We start from the raw sequence: 3208 nt of genomic DNA on the forward strand, positions 1-3208 counted from the left end.
GTCGGCACTGCCGAGGGGCTTGCCCAGCAACAGGCGAACGTACTCCGACCCGATGAATCCGGCTCCGCCGGTGACGAGGATCCTCACGGGTCGGGAAGTCTACGCCGCCCGTTTGTCAACAACGGCAGGTGTTTTGGCACTCTCGGATAGGGCCGCCCGGGCGATTGCAGGCGTCATCTCATTCGGGTAGAAAGTGCCAGCGGCGTGTGACTCGTCGTACTGCACTGTGTCGAAAATCGGGGGCGAGAACAGCGTGTCGCTGGCCAATGCTGCTCGGCCATCGCCGGGTCCAGGCACCAATCCACCCCCGAAACCCCGCATCGTGGGGCTGCTGCGGCGGCTCATCGCCCCCGAGCGCCTCTACATGGGCGCGCTCGGCCTGACCGGCTTGGCGGCGGTCCTGTCGGTGGCCCTGCCTCCGGCAGAGCGCGGTGAACTCTCGGCGAACATGGTGAGCGCGACTCTGGGCGCGGCAGTCGGTGGTCTGTCCCTGGACACGTTCCTCCTGTCCCGTCCGGGTGGCTGGGTCTTCTCCCGGGGTCGTCCCTGGGTTCTCGCGATGCTGGCGGCCTCGGTCCTGCTCTCCGTCGTCGCCGCCGCCGTCCTCACCGCGGTAGCCGGGATCGGCAGTTACCTGGTCGGGGTGGGGTCCGCGGCGGGTCTGACGATCTTCAACACGGTCTCGTCGATCGCGCTGCGGCAGAAGAGTTTCATGGCGGTCTACTCGCTGCGTGCGGCGAGCGGGGCGGTGCTGGTCGGTGGTTACGTCGCCCTGTACTTCGCCGGCTACCTCGACGGCGGGTTGTGGAGCATGGTGTGGCTCGTCGTCCAGTGGGTCAGCGCGCTGGCTGTGTGCGGCCTGGTGCTGGGCATGCTGCGCCGGATTGGTCGGGCCCCCCGGGCGGAGGCGAGCGCGTTGGACTACCGCGCCGACCTGGCCGCCGTCGGCAATCTCCACCTCGGGATCTTCGCCCAGATGATGACGCTCCGGTTCAACCAGATCCTGGTGGCCCGGTTCGTCGGGGCCGGTCCCCTCGGCGTGTACGCCCTGGCGGTCGCCGCCCTGGAGTTCGCGCAGGCCGGTGCCGTCGTTCGGGCGCAGCGGATCCTGGCCAGCCGGGACGGCACCGACGGGCCCGACCCGACCAGGGCCGTGGTCACCGCGGCTCTGCCGGTCGCCCTGGCCGCGGTCCTCGGGCTCGGCGTGCTGGGTTACCTCCAGCCCGAGTACCGGCACGCCTGGATCCTCGGCCTCGTCCTCCTGCCCGGCTCGCTGGCAACCGCCGCCGGCAAGAGCTGGAGCGCCCTGCTACTGAAGAGGCGGGGCGAGCGGGCCACGACCGTGGTCGCCATGATCACCCTGGCGTTCGCGATTCCCGCCTACTTTGCGATCATCCCGTGGGCGGGTGTGGTCGGGGCGGCCATCGCCTCGACACTCGCCTACGCCGTGCACGCTTTCGCTTCCCGAGCAAGCCTGCGACGAGCGCAGTCGCCGAATCATGGGACGGTATGACATGGATGTCTCGATCGTTGTCCTCGCCTGGGAGGACTTTGAGCGCACCCGCGCCTGTGTCCTGTCGCTGCCGGCGGAGGCAGAAATCGTTGTCGTCGACAACGGCAGCTCCGTGCACATCCAGGAGTCGTTGAGCGAGTTCTGCGCCCAGCAGGGGGTCCGGTACGTCCAGTCCGGCTCGAACCTGGGGTACGCGCGGGGCATGAACCTTGGTGTGCGGCACACCAGCCGGGCAAACGTGATCCTCTCGAACAACGACATCATCGTGCACGCCGATGCCGTGGCCCGACTGCTGACCGCCCTGGAGGACCCGAAGGTGGGCGCAGCCTTCCCGGGGGTGGTGACGCCGGAGGGTGTGTCGCAGACCGAGGGCGGACGCTTCCTGGGCCTGGGTGTCGGTTTCGCCCACGCCACCGGGCTGAGCATGGTGCTGCCGAACCTGCGGATCGTCGCGCCGCCGGAGAAGGCGGACTGGCTGACCGGGCCCTTCGTCGCCATGCGCCGCAGCACCTTCGACGCCATCGGCGGAGTCGACGAGACCTCGTTCTTCTACTCCGAGGACATGCGCCTCTGCTGGGCTGTGCGGCAGCAGGGCCTGCGACTGGCGTACGTGCCGGAGGCCGTGATCATGCACGAGGACGACGCGACCGCGAAGCGGCGTTGGTCCGAGGAGGAGATCTCGGAGCGTCGCACCCGGGAGTTCATCCGGGCGAGCCGGACCATGGGCGGGCGGCGCGGCCGCATCGCCACGACGGCGTACGTGGGTGGCGTCCTGCTGCGCGCAGCGGTGGGCGGAAACCCGGTTCGCCGCGCCATCGCACGCGGTGCCGTCGAGGGGCTGCGTCCCTGATGAAGGTGTTGTTCGTCTGCACGACGGGCGGCTCCGGCAGGCGGCAGCTCGGCGGCGCGGAACGCATCCTGACGGAGATCATCCCGGCGCACGCCCGTACCGGCGTCGAGGTCATCGCCGCGACCTCCGACGACGAGGTGGGCTACGCGCTGCGTGAGGCCGGGGTGCCGTGGATCGGGCTCAGCGCGACCAGTCGGGTCGACCTCGCCTACGCCCGGGAGATTCGCCGCCTCGTCAACGAGGTCCAGCCGGACGTGGTCTGCGCCCACCTGTTGTCCGCGGCGATGCACTGCCGCGCCGCACTGAGCATGGAGCGCAGGCGCACCCCCCTCGTGGTCACCCTGCACAACAGCCTCTGGCAGTACCGGGACACCGCCGGATCGTTCCAGCAGAAGGCGCTCATCCAGTCCAACATCACGCTGGACCTGGCAATGCGTCGCGCCCGTCCACACGCGACCGTGGCGGTGTCCGAGTTCGAGGCCGCCGAGCTGCGCGACCGTGGCGGCGTCAAGAACATCCACCTCATCCCGAACCCGCTGCCCGCCACCTGGCCCAGCCCGAAACCCGCGCACACCCCGGAGCCGGGTCGCCGGCCGGTGGTCGGCTATCTCGGCCGGCTGGAGAAGGAGAAGGGCGTCGACCTCCTGTCCGACATCGCCGGTCTCCTCCCGGAGTTGGACTTCAAGGTCGCCGGCGCCGGCACGGTGGCGATCGCCCCCCAGCCGAACCTCGAACTCGTCGGCCGGGTCACGGCTGCGGACTTCCTCCAGGAGATCGACTGCCTCGTGGTGCCGTCCCGGGTCGAGTCGTTCGGGCTCAGCGCGCTGGAGGCGCTGTCCCTCGGC

General features: G+C 70.0%; 4 protein-coding genes. 3 read left to right on the forward strand and 1 reads right to left on the reverse strand.

The window, feature by feature from the left end; all coding sequences use genetic code 11:
• Positions 1-87, reverse strand: an 87-nt coding sequence (locus ACWCO3_RS33220) for an NAD-dependent epimerase/dehydratase family protein (protein ID WP_423437622.1), incomplete at its 3' end; no start/stop codon positions are given.
• 235 nt (positions 88-322) lie between these two features.
• Here ACWCO3_RS33220 and ACWCO3_RS33225 point away from each other — a divergent pair.
• From ACWCO3_RS33225 to ACWCO3_RS33235, 3 genes are all read left to right on the forward strand, one after another.
• Positions 323-1513: a polysaccharide biosynthesis protein gene (locus ACWCO3_RS33225; RefSeq protein ID WP_244311865.1), complete on the forward strand. Its 1191-nt coding sequence runs from the start codon at positions 323-325 to the stop codon at positions 1511-1513.
• A 1-nt stretch (position 1514) separates the two neighbouring features.
• Positions 1515-2363: a glycosyltransferase gene (locus tag ACWCO3_RS33230; RefSeq protein WP_145785251.1), complete on the forward strand. Its 849-nt coding sequence runs from the start codon at positions 1515-1517 to the stop codon at positions 2361-2363.
• The coding region (locus ACWCO3_RS33235; RefSeq protein ID WP_450013893.1) for a glycosyltransferase family 4 protein at positions 2363-3208 on the forward strand (846 nt) is incomplete at its 3' end. The genes ACWCO3_RS33230 and ACWCO3_RS33235, both read left to right, overlap by 1 nt.

Source organism: Micromonospora sp. NPDC002411 (genome assembly GCF_053592955.1).

Excerpts from the sequence above, each read along its gene's own strand:
- ACWCO3_RS33230 (WP_145785251.1), top strand. The coding sequence starts at position 1,515 with ATGGATGTCTCGATCGTTGTCCTCGCCTGGGAGGACTTTGAGCGCACC.